At 56.0% G+C, this 15,402-nt stretch carries 14 protein-coding genes; 7 read left to right on the top strand and 7 right to left on the bottom strand.

Going from position 1 to position 15,402, the window contains the following annotated elements; genetic code table 11:
• The first annotated feature begins 92 nt into the window (after positions 1–92).
• The gene (locus AAF465_03500; protein MEM7081776.1) at positions 93–1,550 is read left to right on the top strand and encodes a coniferyl aldehyde dehydrogenase; all 1,458 of its coding nucleotides are present in this window, start codon (positions 93–95) and stop codon (positions 1,548–1,550) included.
• A gap of 105 nt (positions 1,551–1,655) precedes the next feature.
• Here the strand turns inward: AAF465_03500 and AAF465_03495 are convergent, their stop codons facing one another.
• From AAF465_03495 to htpX, 5 genes are all read right to left on the bottom strand, one after another.
• The gene (locus AAF465_03495) at positions 1,656–2,048 is read right to left on the bottom strand and encodes a Dabb family protein (GenBank protein MEM7081775.1); all 393 of its coding nucleotides are present in this window, start codon (positions 2,046–2,048) and stop codon (positions 1,656–1,658) included.
• A 16-nt stretch (positions 2,049–2,064) separates the two neighbouring features.
• Positions 2,065–2,505, bottom strand: coding sequence for a DUF4124 domain-containing protein (locus tag AAF465_03490; GenBank protein ID MEM7081774.1), 441 nt, complete (start codon positions 2,503–2,505; stop codon positions 2,065–2,067).
• 24 nt (positions 2,506–2,529) lie between these two features.
• Complete coding sequence (locus AAF465_03485; GenBank protein MEM7081773.1) at positions 2,530–3,951, bottom strand: serine hydrolase; 1,422 nt, start codon at positions 3,949–3,951, stop codon at positions 2,530–2,532.
• Positions 3,948–4,970 (bottom strand): adenosine deaminase, encoded by a 1,023-nt coding sequence (locus AAF465_03480; GenBank protein MEM7081772.1) that lies wholly within the window; start codon positions 4,968–4,970, stop codon positions 3,948–3,950. Before AAF465_03480 ends, AAF465_03485 begins: the two co-directional genes overlap by 4 nt.
• Before the next feature lie 194 nt (positions 4,971–5,164).
• On the bottom strand, positions 5,165–6,052 hold the full coding sequence (htpX, locus tag AAF465_03475; protein ID MEM7081771.1) for a protease HtpX: 888 nt from the start codon (positions 6,050–6,052) through the stop codon (positions 5,165–5,167).
• Between the two features lie 220 nt (positions 6,053–6,272).
• Here htpX and AAF465_03470 point away from each other — a divergent pair, with 220 nt between their 5' ends.
• Positions 6,273–7,499 (top strand): FAD-binding domain-containing protein, encoded by a 1,227-nt coding sequence (locus AAF465_03470; GenBank protein ID MEM7081770.1) that lies wholly within the window; start codon positions 6,273–6,275, stop codon positions 7,497–7,499.
• Between the two features lie 51 nt (positions 7,500–7,550).
• Here AAF465_03470 and AAF465_03465 read toward each other — a convergent pair whose 3' ends face one another.
• Positions 7,551–8,750: an NAD(P)/FAD-dependent oxidoreductase gene (locus tag AAF465_03465; protein MEM7081769.1), complete on the bottom strand. Its 1,200-nt coding sequence runs from the start codon at positions 8,748–8,750 to the stop codon at positions 7,551–7,553.
• Positions 8,751–9,467: 717 nt separating this feature from the next.
• The gene (locus AAF465_03460) at positions 9,468–10,304 is read right to left on the bottom strand and encodes a TIGR03084 family metal-binding protein (protein ID MEM7081768.1); all 837 of its coding nucleotides are present in this window, start codon (positions 10,302–10,304) and stop codon (positions 9,468–9,470) included.
• A gap of 205 nt (positions 10,305–10,509) precedes the next feature.
• On the opposite strand from AAF465_03460, the gene AAF465_03455 reads away from it, so the two are divergent.
• The 5 genes from AAF465_03455 (at position 10,510) to AAF465_03435 (ending at position 15,370) form a co-directional block, all read left to right on the top strand.
• The gene (locus AAF465_03455; GenBank protein MEM7081767.1) at positions 10,510–11,259 is read left to right on the top strand and encodes a DUF2182 domain-containing protein; all 750 of its coding nucleotides are present in this window, start codon (positions 10,510–10,512) and stop codon (positions 11,257–11,259) included.
• A 38-nt stretch (positions 11,260–11,297) separates the two neighbouring features.
• Positions 11,298–11,903, top strand: a complete 606-nt coding sequence (locus tag AAF465_03450; protein MEM7081766.1) for a DUF1326 domain-containing protein — start codon at positions 11,298–11,300, stop codon at positions 11,901–11,903.
• 8 nt (positions 11,904–11,911) lie between these two features.
• Complete coding sequence (locus AAF465_03445) at positions 11,912–13,525, top strand: AMP-binding protein (GenBank protein MEM7081765.1); 1,614 nt, start codon at positions 11,912–11,914, stop codon at positions 13,523–13,525.
• Positions 13,526–13,572: 47 nt separating this feature from the next.
• On the top strand, positions 13,573–14,565 hold the full coding sequence (locus tag AAF465_03440) for an MDR family oxidoreductase (protein MEM7081764.1): 993 nt from the start codon (positions 13,573–13,575) through the stop codon (positions 14,563–14,565).
• Between the two features lie 220 nt (positions 14,566–14,785).
• A complete protein-coding gene (locus AAF465_03435; protein ID MEM7081763.1) occupies positions 14,786–15,370 on the top strand; it encodes a peroxiredoxin family protein in 585 nt (194 codons plus the stop codon).
• The last annotated feature ends 32 nt before the right edge of the window (positions 15,371–15,402 follow it).

Raw genomic sequence — 15,402 nt, 5'->3', positions numbered from 1 at the left:
GAGGCTTGTGGCGTGACTGTGACCGCTTTGTTGCAGCGCCGTAATTTTGCGATACTACGGTCAAACGACATGCCCCCAACAGTGAGGTAGCTATGAGCTCGGTCTACAACCTTCAGGACGCATCACCCGAAACCAACGCACTGGATGAGGCGCTAACGTCTGGGCTGGAAATCCAGCGGGCGGCGTATTTTCGCGAACCGACCCCCTCGCTTCGTGCGCGACGGGACGACTTGCGAGCCCTAAAACGATTGGTGACCGATAACGTTGATGCCATTGTTGAGGCGATTAGCAGCGACTACGGTAATCGCTCCCGACACGAGACGCTGTTTGCTGAAGTATTTGCGACGACCGACGGCATCAACGACAACATCAAAAAGTTGCGACAGTGGATGAAGCCGCAGCATCGTGAGTCTGACCAGTTCTTGTTCCCGGGCTCCAAAAACCGTGTGATTCCTCAGCCCTTGGGCGTGGTGGGACTCATCGTGCCTTGGAACTTTCCGCTTTTTTTGAGTTTTTCGCAGCTAGCTGCCGCGTTTGCAGCGGGCAATCGCGCCATGGTCAAAATGTCAGAAAACTCGGTGCAACTAACGCGCCTGCTCAAAACGTTGTCCCCTCAGTACCTGCCGGAAGACAAGCTGTGTTTCTATGAGGAAACCGGCAGCGTCGGCATTCAGTTTTCCCAGCTACCGTTTGACCTAATGATCTTTACCGGATCAGGTCAGACCGGCCGCGCGGTAATGGCCTCGGCCGCGAAAAATCTCACTCCGGTTATCTTGGAGCTGGGCGGAAAATGTCCGGCGGTGATTGATCCGAAGTATCCGCTCGATCGCGCGGTAGAGCGCATTTTCTTTGCCAAACAATTTAACGCCGGTCAGATCTGCACCAACGTTGATTACGTGTTTGTTCACGAGAGTCAGAAAGACGCGTTCGTTGAAAAAGCCAAGGCGTACGTAGCCGAGCACTGCCCGGATCCCGAGCATTCCGATTACACGTCGATCATCGATGAACGGGCCTATAACCGACTGATGGCAACACTGGACGATGCGCGCAACGAAGGCGCAACCATCGTCAACCTCTCGCCCTTGCATGAACCCAATGCATCGACTCGTAAAGTCGCGATGCACTTGGTGCTGGACACCACTGATGCCATGCGCATTCGTCATCGCGAGACCTTTGGGCCATTCATGATGGTACTCACCTATACCGATCCGTCTGACGTTATTGATTACGTTAACGCGCACGACCGGCCGCTGGCGTTTTATCCGTTCTCGCACAACAAAAAGCTGGTGGCTCGCTACATCGATCGCATCATGTCAGGTGGTGTAACGGTGAACGATGTGTTGTTGCATGTAGCACAACATGACTTACCCTTTGGTGGCGTCGGGCCAAGTGGCATGGGTCACTATCACGGGTATGAGGGTTTTTTGGCCTGTTCCAAATTGCGGCCGGTGTTTTATCAGGCGCGCTTTTCGGCGCTGCGGTTTCTCGCGCCGCCCTATGGTCGATTCGCTGATTGGGTCATGGACTTTCTGGTGCGTCTGAAGCGCTAGTCGATCAAGTTACCCGTAACGCGAGCGGCACCACATCGCGGTTGTAGCGATGACGCACGCTTGGGGTTTACGCCTTGGGGTTTTGCGTCGATTCCGAAAACTCGACTAACGGTCTATTTCAAAGTCATAGACGATATAGCGTGCGGTCACCGGAGCGATGTCATTGTTTAGAATGGCAAGGTGTAACGGATCCGTTGCATAGGCTTTTAAGGCGTCGAGTGACTCCAGTTCAACGTAAATACCGACATCGAAACTGTCGTCCACCACATCCCGGTCACTGGCGATACTCTGGCCAGTTTTGACGCGCACCACGCCGTCAATATCGCGAAGGCGTTCACTGGCGGCAATCAACTGAGCGCGGTGGGCGGGATTGCCGGGTTCATTCATCCATACCAATACGACGTGAGCCAGCGGCTCATCGTTATCGATCGTCAGATTGACTGTGCATGCGCAGAGCAAGAACGGCATCAAGAATGAGGCAAGTAAGCGCTTTGTCATGAATTGGACTCCGAAGTCAGTTGTCATCGAGCCGTTTGCGAAGCGTGTCGTTTCGCTCCTCAAGCGCGTCGCGCACTTTTTTGGTTTCGTCTACGGCATTGAACATGGATGGCATTTCGTCGCCCGCGGTCGGTTCCGATTGTACAGGCGCGCTCGGCTCAACGGCCGGAGGCGCGTTCACGGGCACTGATTGTATGACGTTGGTGTTAGGGTCGAGTGTGATCACCTCGCCGCCCTGCTCAGGGGGTTCGTCCGAATAGTGCCATTGACCGTTTTCGTCCTGCCAGCGATGAACTTCAACGCTGTCACCGCCGGACGCGGAGCTCGACCAGTTACCAAATTTCGACGTGATGTCACGCCATTTCATGAGCGGCTGGCCATCGGGGCCGCGAATGAAAAAAGGCCCCGCCATCGCTGCGATCAGTAAAAGAAGCATTAGTTTGATAAACACTTTCATGGCTACGTCCCTGTGGGCGATGCATTAGTTTTCTGGCGCGAAGGCTTTGAGTACTTCACGCGTTAGGTCCCAGCGATTAAACCCTTGGCGGCCGTAGTCCAGGCCCCGTCGAACAATGACCAAGTTATGGGTTGGCACAATAATAACGTATTGGCCACGGTTGCCGGCGGTGGCAAAGGCATCGGCCGGCACATCCGTACGGTTATCGGGTACGAGCCAGAAATGTCCGCCGTAGTCAAAGTGGCGTCGATGTGACGCGGGGGCGGGACGACGCACAAAGTCGATCCACTCAGGATCGAGTAATTGTTCGTCGTGCCAGCGGCCGTTGTTTAGGTACAGAAGGCCAAAGCGCCCTAAGTCGCGGGCATTGGTGTAGACCTGACTGCTTAATATGAAGTCACCAAAGCGATCGGTGCTCAGCAATGTGTTGTGCATACCGATTCGATCCAGTAACGCTTTGCGCGGAAACTCCAGATAGTCCTTGGCGCTCTTGAACGTGCGTTTCATCGCATAAATCGCGAGAAGCGTGTCGTAGTTTTCATACTCCCATTCCGTGCCGGGCGTCGCGACTAGGCCGCGATTACGTGCCCCCAATACCGAACTCATTCCCGCCCAATAGGCAAGGCCCGAGCCGGTGGCGTATTCCATGCGGTAACTATCCACCGGATACAAACCGCTCGACATGTTGAGGGTATGGCGCAGCGTGATCGCATTGCGTGGATCGTCATTTGGCTCAATATGCGGCAGCCAGTCCAAGTTCAGTGGTTCATCCAGTTCAAGGGTGCTTTGCGCGGCGCGCAGACCAATCAATGTGACGGCAATGCTCTTTGCGGTCGACCAGGTTCGCGTACGAGTGGTGACATCGACACCCGGAGCATAACGCTCATGTACGATGTGACCATCGTGAATGACCAGCAGACTGAGCGTGTCCTGTTCGGGTGTGTCGCGATCAAACGCCCAATCAGAGGCGGCATTGAGCGCCTTGAGATTCACGCGATCGAGCCTCGGATGCGCAGTCAATTGATCCCCATCCGGCCAAGGTACTTCGTGCAGAGCGCTTTTCTCGGTGGGCAATGTCTGTGCCGGTAGGGAGGGTATGTCGTCTACAGTCTGGTTCGGCGCCATCACCACGCAACCAATGCCGCGTCGAAATACCGCACGTACCCGATAGGGGGGGCTGCCGACGGCCACCCAACGATCAGCGTTATCGACGCGGTAATTGCCGCCGTCAACGGTGCCAACCCGATCGCTCAGATATTGGAGTTCTTGGTCAAACACCTGTTCTAGCGTGCGGTTTGAGGTAAACAATCCGTTGCAGGTCAAAACGGCTTGCACGCCATTACGAATCAGCGTGCGATTGGCACTGAAGTAGTCATAGTCTTCGCTTCGAGCCTCGGGTGAGGCATAAAGCGCAATGGCAAGGAGGCTAAGCAATGCGTGTTTCATTGGGTGTATTCCTTCTCGAGTCGGTCAAGCTGATCAAGATGCGATTGGCGCTCGGCGTCACTCATAAACGCCGCATTGAAGGCATTACGCGCAACGCGGATAAGATCGCCCGCATTCAGCCCCAGTGCGTGCGCGGTTTGTCGATAGTTTTCGTTCATGTAGCCGCCGAAATACGCAGGGTCATCGGAGTTGATGGTTACGCACAGTCCCGCTTCCAGCAGATCTTTGAAGTTGTGTTGTTCGATCGACTCGACGACACACAGTGCGACATTGGATAAAGGGCAAACCGTAAGCGGTATTTGCTCGGCGCGTAACCGCGCCACGAGCGATGGATCTTCCAGACAGCGCACGCCGTGATCGATACGCACAACCTGCAAGTCGTCCAGGGCTTCGAAGATATACGCCGGAGGACCTTCTTCGCCGGCGTGCGCCACTGCCTTTAATCCCTCAGCGCGCGCTCGCGCGAACACCTTGCGAAATTTAGAGGGTGGATGCCCCAGCTCTGAGGACGCCAACCCCACACCGGCGAGTAGGTGCTTGAAAGGCAAGACGGCATCGAGCGTCCGTTCGGCGTCCTCCTCACTCAGGTGGCGAAGGAAGCACAAAATAAGTGCGCTACTAATGCCGTGCTGCCGACCGTCTTGCAACGCACGATCGATACCGTTGAGAACGGTTTCCACCGGGATTCCACGAGCCGTGTAAGTCTGCGTGTCGCAGAAAAGTTCGACGTGCTTGACATTGTCTAACGCGACTCGCTCCAGATAGGCCATAGTCATGTCGTAGAAGTCTTGCTCGGTGATCACGACCTCCGTGCCAATGTGGTAAAGATCGAGAAACGACTGCAGATCGGTGAATTGATACGCGGCGCGAATGGCTTCTACCGACTCATAAGGCAGCGCGACACCGTTGCGTTTGGCGAGCGTCATCATCAGCTCAGGTTCGAGTGTGCCTTCTATATGAAGGTGTAATTCGGCTTTGGGCAACTGCTCGATGAGTGTGTTCAGTGATTGCGCGTCCATGGGGTTCCTGATCAGTAGGGTATCAGCAGCATACCGTTTCGCTTGGTTGGATTTAAGTCTGATGCGCCCCGAAACGGAGTGGATCGACCTACGTAAATGAAGCGACGTGGAGCGAGACAGCTATTTTCGAGGTAAAAAAAACCCCGATGCGGCACATCGGGGTCGTTGATGAGAGAGGTGTCCGTTCCCGTTGGTTAACGAAAATTGGACTGAGACTCGAGTGCGGCAATGCGTTCTTCAAGCGGTGGGTGGGACATAAAAAGCTTGCCAAATTTGGACGCGCCTCCGCCGATGCCGAAGGCCGACAGCTCGCCGGGTAGTGGCTCGGTCTTGCCGCTCTGCAGCCGTCGCAGTGCACTGATCATCTTGTTACGACCCGACAGTTCGGCGGCGCCGGCATCGGCGCGAAACTCGCGCTGTCGAGAGAACCACATAACGATGATGCTCGCCAACAGGCTGAATAAGATCTGCGCCACAATAGAGCCAATGTAATAGCCTGGACCATGGCCGCGCTCGACTTTAAATACGACGCGGTCAACTAAGTGTCCAACAATGCGCGAGAAAAACACCACAAACGTGTTTACCACACCTTGCACGAGTGTCAGCGTCACCATGTCGCCATTGGCCACATGACTCACTTCGTGGGCCAAGACGGCCTCGGCCTCGTCGCGCGTCATGTTTTTCAACAGTCCGGTACTCACCGCAACAAGTGAGCTGTTCCGCCGTGCGCCCGTCGCGAAGGCATTCACATCCGGCGAGTTGTAAATGGCAACCTCCGGCGTCGTGATGCCGACGGCCGAGGCTTGACGTGTCACGGTCTGCAGCAGCCAACGTTCCATTTCATTCGAGGGTTGTTCTATCACCTGCGCACCGGTCGTACGCTTCGCCATCCATTTGGACATCGCCAAAGAGATGAATGAGCCGGCAAAGCCAATCACCGCCGACATCACTAATAGTGCACTCAGATCGAGATTGACACCGTTGCTTTGCAACACGCCGCCAATGCCTAACACACTGAAAATTATAGATATAAGAGCAATTATCGCCACGTTAGTCGCGACGAACAAAAGAATTCGCGTCATCAGATCAGTTTCCCGCTTCGCCCAAACATCTCTAGACATGGGGGTGAACGCGAAAGTTTCAAGGTGTGCGCTGCAGCATTGATGCCCCTTGCTCGAACCTGACCCGCTGAGCGCGGGAATACTAAGTGTCATAGCGCGATTTCTCAGCGGAGCGTTAGCGCTGCTCACGCCGCCTTTATCTGGTGTGCGACATGATTCGATTTTTGGTAGGGGAAGTTTGTTGACGGCGTGCATACCCACGCGATCTGAGGCCAAGCGCCGACTCGAGGCATTTTTGCCGCGAGCGGGTGTGCATTATGCGCGAACCCGCAACTTCGACTTTGGCCAAGAGAATCGGGGCAACGTATCGCAACTTTCACCCTGGATTCGTCATCGACTCATTACTGAAGACGAAGTGCTGACCGCGGTATTGTCTCAGCATGGTTTGGCCGCGGCCGAGAAGTTTGTGCAGGAAGTGTGCTGGCGAACCTACTGGAAAGGCTGGCTGGAAATGAGACCGTCGGTCTGGCGTGACTATCGCGACGCGATTGCACCTGCACACGATACCCTCAGTGCGGATGACCGTGACCGACTCGCCGCGGCGATGCGAGGCGAAACGGACATCGAATGTCTCAATGCTTGGTCGCGAGAACTCACCAGTTCCGGCTACTTGCACAATCACACTCGTATGTGGTTTGCGAGCATCTGGATCTTTACACTTCGCTTGCCTTGGCAGCTTGGCGCCGATTTTTTTATGCGCCATCTACTCGATGGCGATGCGGCGTCCAACACCTTGTCTTGGCGTTGGGTGGCGGGACTGCAAACGGTCGGCAAAAACTATCTGGCGCGTGCCGAAAACATCGCAAAATATACGAACCAACGGTTTGTGGACACACCCGGTTTGTCGCCTTCGGCACAACCTATTCTGGGTCGCGATCCGATGCCGCCGATGCCCCTTGCCGAGTCCGTGCCGCCCGATACGGCCAAGCACACCGCCTTGCTGATCACCGATGACGATTTGGCCGTTTCGCGAGACCTCTTTGCGCTCCCACAACTCGCCAACGCCGTATATGTTGACACCACCGCCTGGCGGTGTGAGCAAACCGCCTCGCCAGAGGTTCAGCGTTTTGTCGACGGCGCGGTTGATGATCTTGCTGACCGTCTTGTCATGCCGATGCATCGTGTTGCGGCCGAGGGCGAAGAATGGGCCGGCGAGCTGGGTCAGTGGTGTGAAACGGCCGGTATCGAACAGCTTGTGAGTCTACACGTGCCGGTGGGTCCGAGCACGGATGCGCTGCAACAGACCAAGCAAATTTTGGCCACCTATGGCATCACAATGACAACGGTTATCCGACCCTGGGACCGTTTGGCTTGGCCTTACGCGACCAAGGGCTTTTTCAATTTCAAGAAACACATTCCGACGCTGCTGCAGGATAGCGGCATCGTATTCAGCGGTCGCAAGCACTAACCAGTCAACTCCCGCGTTTCCCCAGAATGCACCGCGACGACGCGCGGCTTACTACATCGCGCGCGCTGCCGCCACTGCCGACGACCAAGCCCACTGAAAATTGAAACCGCCGAGATGGCCGGTTACGTCCACCACTTCACCGATGCAGTACAAACCGGGCTGACGGGTGCTTTCCATGCTTTGCGAAGAGAGTTCACGTGTATCGATGCCACCCAGCGTGACCTCGGCGGTGCGATAGCCTTCTGTGCCCGAAGGCGTCAGGTGCCAATCATTGAGCGATTGAGCGATGTTGCGCAGCACGCTATCCGATAATTCCGCCAGGCGCGATGCCCCGATATGAGGCCAATGATAAGCCATAAACGCGTTTGCGAGTGCGTTGGGCAAATGCTTCGCGAGGGCTTTCTCGATGGTCGTTCTAGGCTGTCTGTGTTTGGCATCGAGCAGCAGGTCTGTGGCCTGCAAATTCGGTAAAAGGTCAACATGAAGGGGCTGCCCAAGATCCCAATAGCTTGAGACTTGCAGCGCCGCGGGTCCGCTAAGACCACGATGAGTGAAGAGCAGACCTTCTTCAAAACTCTGATCGTTGGCACGCATTCGAGAGGGTACGCTCACTCCGGCGAGGGACGTGCTCAGCGCCTTGAGTTTGCCCGATAACGTAAATGGCACGAGACCGGCACGGGTTGGCAGTACACGATGGCCAAATTGTCGAGCGAGTCGATAGCCAAAGTCGGTAGCGCCCATTTTCGGAATCGACAGTCCACCTGTGGCCAGCACCAGTCGCGGTGCGGTAAACGTGCCGTGCGCGCTGTCTACTTGAAAGAGTGGGCCCCCTGTTTTGTGCCGCTCCGCCCGGACGTGGGTGACTCCGCTGGACAGCAGAATCGAGACGTCCACTTGCTCGCACTCGTGTCGCAGCATGGCCACAATGGCTTTGGACGAATGATCGCAAAACAACTGGCCCAGGGTCTTCTCGTGATAGGCAATGCCATGTTCGTTAACAAGCTTAATGAAATCCCACTGCGTGTAACGCTTGAGCGCAGAGATGCAAAAATTCGGGTTATTGGACAGAAAGCGCGAGGGCTCGCAGTGCAGGTTAGTAAAGTTGCAGCGGCCGCCGCCCGACATCAGTATTTTCTTACCGATTTTGTTTGCGCCTTCGAGCACCACAACGTTGAGACCGCGTTGACCCGCAGTCATCGCGCACATGAGTCCGGCTGCTCCACCACCAATGACAATGACGTCTCTATTCACGCGCACACTATAAACGATTGTGGTCACCGGCGTGTCGAACAACGTGTGACCGTCGGTCGCCGTATTTTGCGCAAATTGCGCAAGTGGCTGCGCTTTTCTAATCAATGTGAAACGTGAGCGTGACGATGGGTTTTGCATTGAGCGCACACGTGTATTGCGGAGCAAACCTATGCGCGAACAAAAAAAACGATCGCATCGCACTCGCGACGTTATCAGTGCGACATGACCGTCAGTCGAAAAAATACGGTATGAAGTCGCGGATTCTATTTGGTAAGCGGCGACTTGGCAGCCTAAAAAAAGGGGTTTAATACGACAAGTATGCGATTCGGCTTTCGCGGAGTGGGTTTGATACGCGTATGACAGTGAGTGGAGACGTTCACTCGTGCGTAGGATCGACATGGCGAAGACGGCTATGCGCGAAGTGATCGCCCAGATGATTCAGGGTACGTTTTGAAAACAACAAAACTGAGACGCTTGTCACAAGTATTGCGCGTTGACTCTCTACAATGGCATGCTTACGTCGCGTTGCCGCCTTAGCAACGTGTACACGTCAGGCGCCGCGGTGCAGACGTTGGACTTGTTTGACCAGTTTTCGGTTGTCCACCGGCTAGCGAGTCCAGCTTCTGCACCGAAGCGAACCCACTCCCCGGCGTGAGTCACTTTTCAAATCGTTTTGATCAATCGCCCGTTCGTGGTTACGACCGCGGTGTGTGCCGACTACGTCTGGTGGCGGAAGGCCATGTGTTGCTCTGCAATTGATCGAGTGCCTGCGGGTGGCGGGTCCACTGGCGGACCGGCGAAGCACTGAGCGATGTTCATCCAGTTCGCGGCGGCGTTGCCTTCGACTTCCAGCTGCGTATCACGAATGTTCCGAACTTGCGTGACCACCTGGCAAAACTCGGTTGCGGTGCCCTGCACTGATCCCGTTTCCGAATCGGTGTTGAACTGCCAGGGTTCACCGATTGGCGAACGAAGCAGAACTTTAGGCGGGTCTGCGGGCAGCGCCAATCCCCGGTTGCGAAACGTCCACTTATACGTATTGACGCCCAGCACGACCACGTTCAGCAAGCGCGCCTGATCCTGTCGCGCTTCGCCCGCGAGGTCGTAGAAGGCTTGTGCATGTGACCAAGTTTCCATGAGTCGAGCCGAGATGCTTGACCGCACGCTCATGTCCGGGCCCGCCCATTTGACGCGTTGCTGCGGATCGGCGTTGCCAAACCGTTCACACATGGGTGACACAAATGCGCGCCAGCTATCGAAGAGCGCCTCGTGGCGCAAATCCTTGAGCCACTGCTGTTCAAATTCTTTCATCTTATTGCGCTGCATGGCGGCGGCGGCCTGGCCAAAAAACGCTTCAAAGCGCGCTGGGTCATGAAGGGCCGTGTCTGCCGCCCAATTCCACACATGCAGGTGGCTTAATATGTCGTTGAGCGTCCACTGTTTGAACAGCGTGGGGCAGTCAAAGACTCGTGGTCCCGCGGCGGTCAATGCGCGATCAATTAGATCGGCAAACGCCGCGCACTCATCGGCGAATTCACTGACTTGCCGAAACATGCTGTTCCCCCGTTCACCCATCGGAAGACCTCAGTTCAACACAGCCGCAAGAATCGATCAATCGGCGTACCGGAACATCCAGTAACGCGTTTTCCGGGTCGTGTGCGTGACACTTTCTGACCGATGCGTCTAGATCGGTGATGAAGCGTCGGGCTACACTGATCGACTGACTAATCGTTTGCACTTACAGGCCCTGGATACTGTCGTGAGCACCCGCCTTTTGCACCGCCCGCAATCCTACGGACACTGGCTTGTTGTGTTCGTGGCGATCGGTGTGGCGTGGTACTTCATGTACGCCATGAGCGTGTCCGGCGGCGATGGGCATCACGCCCACCATGGTGCATCGGATGCGCCGGTGTTCGCGTTGTTTGTGATGTGGGCGCTCATGGCCTTAGCCATGATGCTGCCGTCGTTTGTGCCGGCACTGGCTGCGTTTGACGATATTCTCGATGCCGGGGCCGGGCCGAGACGCGATTTCTATGCGCTGATTGGCGGTTACCTGGTGGCTTGGCTGATGTATGCGGCATTGGCGACCGCGCTGCAACTCTTTTTGGCCGATCAAGTGTTGATCGATGAGCAGGGTAAGAGCCTGTCGTTGGGTCTCAATGCCGTCCTGCTGATTGGTGCGGGTTTGTATCAATTTTCACCCCTGAAAGACGCCTGTTTGACACAGTGCCGAATGCCGCTCACTTTTTTTATGGAGCAATGGCAACCGGGTACTTTTGGGGCGGTGGCGCTTGGTTTTCGTTTAGGCGTCATTTGTGTGGCGTGTTGCTGGGCGCTCATGCTGGTGGGATTTGCCGGTGGCGTGATGAGTTTACTGTGGATGGGCGCCGCAACGGTGCTGATGACCGTCGAGAAGCTACCTCAACTCGGTCAATATATAACGCGGCCGTTAGGTGCGATGTTTGTCGCGGCGGGCGTTTGGTTTTTGTATCGTATGCTTGGACAATAGATGCGTAGCCAGAGGCGACGCGCAAACGGGAGAATGTAATGGATACCTGGTCGATAAAGGGCGAGCTTATACTCAACTGCAACTGCACGGTGTTTTGTCCGTGCGTGGTGTCACTCGGTGCACATCCTCCTACCGAGGGTAACTGCCAGGCCTGGGCGGGTGTGCGCATCGATACAGGTCACGCCGGTGAGGAAGACCTGTCCGGCCTAAACGTCGGTTTGTTGCTGGATATTCCTGGACGTATGTCGCGGGGTAACTGGAAATGTGCGGCGTTCATCGACGAGCGGGCATCCGATGAGGCGTACGACAAGTTGGTTAAGATTTTTTCCGGCGAGCTACGTGGCACCACGGGGCTGTTTCGAATACTGGTGTCGGAGTTTTTGGGCGCCGAACGCGCGCCGATCAGCTATGAAACAGAAGGCAAAACACGGCGTCTCGTTGTCGGCAAGAAAATCAAAGGTGCGGTAGAGCCGATTGAAGGGCCGGACCCGGACAAAGAAGTCATGGTAACGAATACCGGCTATTGGATGGGTGCGGATGTCACGGTAGCGACCGCAACGCAAGGTCGGGTTCGCGCGTATGGACGGGTGTGGGACTTTGATGGACGCAGCGCTGAGATCTGTCAGATCGACTGGGCAGGGTAACGCTCGCTATGCACGAGCATTACCAAAGCCTGCCGCCCAACGCCGCCAACTATGTGCCACTGTCGCCGCTGTCGTTTCTAAATCGAACGGCGGATGTGTTTCCAGATCGCGAAGCCGTGGTGTATGGCCGTGAGCGCTACACCTGGCGCGACGTGCAGGCACGCGCCCGACGCCTCGCCTCGGCGCTGCTCGGTCGTGGGGTGAAGCTGGGCGACACAGTCGCGGTTCTGTCGCCCAATACCCCCGCTATGTTCGACGCACATTTCGGTGTGCCACTGGCCGGTGCGGTCCTTAATACTATTAATTTTCGACTCGAGCCGACCACCATCGCGTACATTCTTGAACACGGCGACGCACGTGTTCTGCTGACCGATACCGCGTTCGCCGCGGACGTACGGCGCGCACTGGACCTCATTGATCATGACATACTCGTTATCGACATTGAGGACGCTCAGGGGCCCGGCGGCGAATGTCTGGGTGAATTGACCTACGAGGCGTTGCTCGCCGAGGGTGATGAGGCCTTTGAGGGCGCATTACCTGGCGATGAATGGCAGGCACTGGCGCTCAACTACACGTCAGGCACATCGGGACGTCCCAAAGGTGTGGTCTATCATCATCGCGGCGCGTATCTCATGTCGATGGGTACCGTCACGGCATGGGGATTAGCTCAGCATCCGCGTTATCTGTACTCGGTGCCTATGTTTCATTGCAATGGCTGGGGGCACGCCTGGACGATGGCGCTGTTGGCCGGCACGGTGGTGTTAATCCGGGACGTCACGGCAGCCAATATTTTCAATGCGGTGGCCGATCACCAGGTCACCCACTTCGGCGGCGCACCCATCGTATTATCGATGTTAGTCGATGCGCCCCTCAGCGAGCGGCGCGAATTTACTCATTCCGTGCAATTGATGACAGCGGGTGCACCACCGCCTGCGGTCGTTCTCGAAAAAACCCGCGCACTCGGCTTTAACGTTATGCAGGTGTATGGACTGACCGAGACCTTTGGCCATGTCACGCAGTGTTTGTGGCGTGAGGAATGGGACACCGAATCCGATGCGCGGCAGGCTGAAATCAAAAGCTGGCAAGGGGTAGCGTTTCCGATGACCGAGTGCGTCGGCATCGTGGACCTAGAGCACGATGCGCTGGTGCCGCGAGATGGTCATAGCGAAGGAGAGATCGTGCTTCGCGGCAATACTATTATGAAAGGCTATTATAAAGACCCTGCTGCCACGGCCGAGGCCTTTCGTGACGGTTGGTTTCGAAGTGGAGACGCGGCGGTGTGGCGCGAACACGGCTACATGCAGATTCGCGATCGACTCAAAGACGTCATCATCTCTGGCGGAGAGAATATCTCGTCGGTTGAGGTGGAGGGCGTGCTTTACCGCCACCAAGATGTGGCCGCGGCGGCCGTGGTGGCCATGCCCCATGAAAAGTGGGGTGAAGTGCCGTGCGCGTTTGTTGAATTGCAGCCCGGCGCAAACCCAACAGAAGGCCAGATTATCGAATTTTGCCGTGAGCACCTCGCGGGGTTTAAGACGCCCAAGAAAGTGGTCTTCGGCGACTTGCCAAAAACCGCCACAGGAAAAATTCAGAAATTCGTATTGCGCGAGCATGTAAAGTAACGCCTCGCCAGTATTTCTCTCGCATTGAATAATCAAGGAATTTACCCATGAGCTTTGCAGCGCTTGTAGTAGAAAAAGACGAGGACGGCAAAACCAGCGCGTCCGTCCAGCAGCTTGACGAGTCGCGTTTGCCGGAGGGTGACGTCACGATCGATGTCGAATACTCCACCGTGAATTACAAAGACGGTTTGTGTTTGGGTTCGGGCGGAGGGCTGGTACGAACCTATCCGCATGTTCCGGGAATTGACTTTGCTGGCACGGTGGCTTCGTCAAGCGATGATCGTTATGCGCCGGGTGACCGGGTGGTGCTGACCGGTTGGCGAGTGGGTGAAGTTTGGTGGGGCGGCTACGCACAAAAAGCGAGTGTTAAAGCCGACTGGCTTGTGCCGTTACCGGATTCCATCAGCACACGCGATGCGATGACCATCGGGACCGCCGGCATTACCGCGATGCTGTCGGTCATGGCGCTAGAGCGTCAGGGTTTGACCGCCGGCCAAGGTCCCGTGTTGATTACCGGTGCTGCAGGTGGTGTGGGCTCGGTGGCCGTATCGATCTTGTCCAAACTGGGGTACGACGTTGCGGCCGTGACGGGGCGCCCCGAGGCCGCCGATTACTTGACCGCATTGGGCGCCACCCAGATTGTGGCGCGTGAAGAGATCAATGAAACCACGAAACGACCGCTCGAGTCGGAAACCTGGGCGGGCTGTATCGATGCCGTTGGTGGGCCAATGTTGGCACGGGTTTTGGGCCAGATGAAATACGGCAGCTCGGTGGCGGCTGTTGGGCTCGCCGGGGGCGCGGGACTGCCAGCGACGGTCATACCCTTTATTCTACGCGGTGTGAACCTGCTCGGGATTGATAGCGTGATGCAGCCGTATGAAAATCGCGTCGATGCCTGGCATCGCCTGGCAACCGACCTGAGCACCGAAGCGCTGACGGCGATGGCCATGCCGGCCACGCTTAGCGATTTACCCCAACTCGGGCAAGACATTCTAAAGGGGCAGGTGCGTGGACGCGTGATTGTCGATGTAAATGCCTGATATTGAAGACTAAATAATTAAATGCCGTTGTTTTCTTCGCGCTCGACGGTTTCATCACAAATTGTCACGCGATGAAATAACCTAAGCGTTAGGATGGTCTATTCGGGTAGCTATTCAGGCCGGACTGGCCTGATCCTCGTTACAACGGATGCCGAGTGCACGGCGCACAGGAAAGCCGTCGACACTGCGTGTCTGTCTCTTCGATCAAAAGGAAATCTTCATGCGCACGATTTTTCGAACTTCTCTTGTTTCTGTGTTGAGCACCGTGTTTGCTGTGACGGCGCTTGCCCATCCAAACCACAAAGAGCATTGGGGGCCATCGATCGGCAGCACGCTACCGACGGATATTACGGTTACCACGCACGAGGGCGACACGGTGACGTTGTCGGATCTGGCCACAGGTAATGGGCTGGCCATTGCGTTTGTGCGTTCGGCCGACTGGTGCCCGTTTTGCAAGCGCCAAATTGTCGAACTCAACCAGTCGCGTGACGAGTTTGCGAAACGCGGCGTCAATCTTGTCGTGTTGAGCTACGACTCGGTAGCGATTCTCAATGCGTTCGCCGATGAACAAAACATTGGTTATACCTTGGTGTCTGACGAGGGTTCGCGTGTGATCAATGCATTTGGCATTCGTAATGAAAAGCACGAAAAAGGCACGTCAGGCTATGGTATCCCGCATCCCGGCATCATGCTGTTTAGTCCAAGCGGTACGCTCGTGGCGAAATTCGCCGAGGAAGGCTATCGCAAACGACCACCTGTTGAGGACGTATTAGCCGAGGCGGATCGTCGCCTTGTGAATCAGTAATCCATTCCCTTTGGCGCGTACGCAACGCGCCT

It is taken from the genome of Pseudomonadota bacterium (assembly GCA_039028935.1).
Classification (GTDB): Bacteria; Pseudomonadota; Gammaproteobacteria; order Steroidobacterales; family SZUA-146; genus SZUA-146.
Note: the sequence above shows the minus strand (reverse complement) of the source record. Positions and strands in the feature narration are given on the sequence as shown.

Coding starts and splice junctions, on each gene's coding strand:
- AAF465_03435 (MEM7081763.1), top strand. CDS start 14,786: ATGCGCACGATTTTTCGAACTTCTCTTGTTTCTGTGTTGAGCACCGTG.
- AAF465_03495 (MEM7081775.1), bottom strand. CDS start 2,048: ATGACAAAGCGCTTACTTGCCTCATTCTTGATGCCGTTCTTGCTCTGC.
- htpX (MEM7081771.1), bottom strand. CDS start 6,052: ATGACGCGAATTCTTTTGTTCGTCGCGACTAACGTGGCGATAATTGCT.
- AAF465_03490 (MEM7081774.1), bottom strand. CDS start 2,505: ATGAAAGTGTTTATCAAACTAATGCTTCTTTTACTGATCGCAGCGATG.
- AAF465_03440 (MEM7081764.1), top strand. CDS start 13,573: ATGAGCTTTGCAGCGCTTGTAGTAGAAAAAGACGAGGACGGCAAAACC.
- AAF465_03500 (MEM7081776.1), top strand. CDS start 93: ATGAGCTCGGTCTACAACCTTCAGGACGCATCACCCGAAACCAACGCA.
- AAF465_03450 (MEM7081766.1), top strand. CDS start 11,298: ATGGATACCTGGTCGATAAAGGGCGAGCTTATACTCAACTGCAACTGC.
- AAF465_03460 (MEM7081768.1), bottom strand. CDS start 10,304: ATGTTTCGGCAAGTCAGTGAATTCGCCGATGAGTGCGCGGCGTTTGCC.
- AAF465_03445 (MEM7081765.1), top strand. CDS start 11,912: ATGCACGAGCATTACCAAAGCCTGCCGCCCAACGCCGCCAACTATGTG.
- AAF465_03480 (MEM7081772.1), bottom strand. CDS start 4,970: ATGGACGCGCAATCACTGAACACACTCATCGAGCAGTTGCCCAAAGCC.
- AAF465_03485 (MEM7081773.1), bottom strand. CDS start 3,951: ATGAAACACGCATTGCTTAGCCTCCTTGCCATTGCGCTTTATGCCTCA.